The following is a 1,671-nucleotide window of genomic DNA, read 5'->3' as shown; positions in this document are numbered from 1 at the left end:
ATAAATTTAGTTGCGCGAAGCGGTACTGGTTGATTCAAGGCTCGTGAAAGGAGCCTTGCAATGCATCGCCGTTTTGAACTGACAGATTTCGAGTGGTCAATTATTGAGCCGCAGCTTCCCAACAAGCCGCGAGGTGTGCCTCGAGTTGATGATCGCCGAGTGATCAACGGGATATTGTGGCGATTTCGCACGGGTAGTCCCTGGGCGGACATTCCCGAGCGCTATGGTCCGCACACCACGTGCTACAATCGCTTTGTTCGCTGGCGCAAAGCAGGTGTATGGGATCGGCTCCTGACGGCGGTTTCCCAAGCCTTCGACGGGGAATTGGTGATGATCGACAGCTCCTCCATCCGGGTCCACCAGCACGGTGCGACCCTAAAAAGGGGGACCCTAATCGCTGCATGGGACGTTCCCGCGGCGGCCTGACAACCAAGATACACGCACTGGTCGATGGTCGGGGGCTGCCGATCCAGCTGCACCTGTCCGAAGGGCAGGCGAGCGACTGCAAGGAAGCCGGTCCGCTACTCGAGGCAGTACCGCAAGACAGCATCTTCCTCGCGGACAAGGCTTATGACAGTGACGCCATCCGCAGCCAACTCCAGGCACAAGGTAGCTTCGCCAATATACCCGCCAAGCGCAATCGCAAGCAAAGCTTCGCCTTCAGTTCCTTTCTCTACCGCTACCGCAACCTCGTCGAACGCTTCTTTGGAAAGATTAAGAATGCTAGAGGTTTAGCTACTCGATACGACAAGCGCGCCGACAACTTCCTCGCTGCTGTAAAACTGTTCGCAGCCCGACTCTGGATCAACGCTTACGAGTCTACGGCCTAGAGGTTTAGCTACTCGATACGACAAGCGCGCCGACAACTTCCTCGCTGCTGTAAAACTGTTCGCAGCCCGACTCTGGATCAACGCTTACGAGTCTACGGCCTAGGCGGTAAACTCATAAATTTAGTTGCGCGAAGCGGTACTGGTTGATTCAAGGCTCGTGAAAGGAGCCTTGCAATGCATCGCCGTTTTGAACTGACAGATTTCGAGTGGTCAATTATTGAGCCGCAGCTTCCCAACAAGCCGCGAGGTGTGCCTCGAGTTGATGATCGCCGAGTGATCAACGGGATATTGTGGCGATTTCGCACGGGTAGTCCCTGGGCGGACATTCCCGAGCGCTATGGTCCGCACACCACGTGCTACAATCGCTTTGTTCGCTGGCGCAAAGCAGGTGTATGGGATCGGCTCCTGACGGCGGTTTCCCAAGCCTTCGACGGGGAATTGGTGATGATCGACAGCTCCTCCATCCGGGTCCACCAGCACGGTGCGACCCTAAAAAGGGGGACCCTAATCGCTGCATGGGACGTTCCCGCGGCGGCCTGACAACCAAGATACACGCACTGGTCGATGGTCGGGGGCTGCCGATCCAGCTGCACCTGTCCGAAGGGCAGGCGAGCGACTGCAAGGAAGCCGGTCCGCTACTCGAGGCAGTACCGCAAGACAGCATCTTCCTCGCGGACAAGGCTTATGACAGTGACGCCATCCGCAGCCAACTCCAGGCACAAGGTAGCTTCGCCAATATACCCGCCAAGCGCAATCGCAAGCAAAGCTTCGCCTTCAGTTCCTTTCTCTACCGCTACCGCAACCTCGTCGAACGCTTCTTTGGAAAGATTAAGAATGCTAG

Annotated in this window: 1 protein-coding gene and 1 pseudogene; both read left to right on the top strand. The window is 56.6% G+C overall.

The window, feature by feature from the left end; translation table 11 throughout:
• Positions 1-60 precede the first annotated feature (60 nt).
• Positions 61-830, top strand: a protein-coding gene (locus FG91_RS21300) for an IS5 family transposase (RefSeq protein WP_152568005.1) whose coding sequence is annotated in 2 segments (ribosomal slippage) — positions 61-376 and positions 376-830 — 771 coding nt in all. Because the reading frame shifts where the segments join, the coding sequence is not laid out codon by codon here.
• Positions 831-1,004: 174 nt separating this feature from the next.
• A pseudogene (locus FG91_RS21670) lies at positions 1,005-1,671 on the top strand (IS5 family transposase); the annotation flags it as partial.

This window comes from Sphingopyxis sp. LC81, assembly GCF_000756375.1.
GTDB lineage: Bacteria > Pseudomonadota > Alphaproteobacteria > Sphingomonadales > Sphingomonadaceae > Sphingopyxis.
This window is presented reverse-complemented; position numbering and strand designations above follow the sequence as displayed.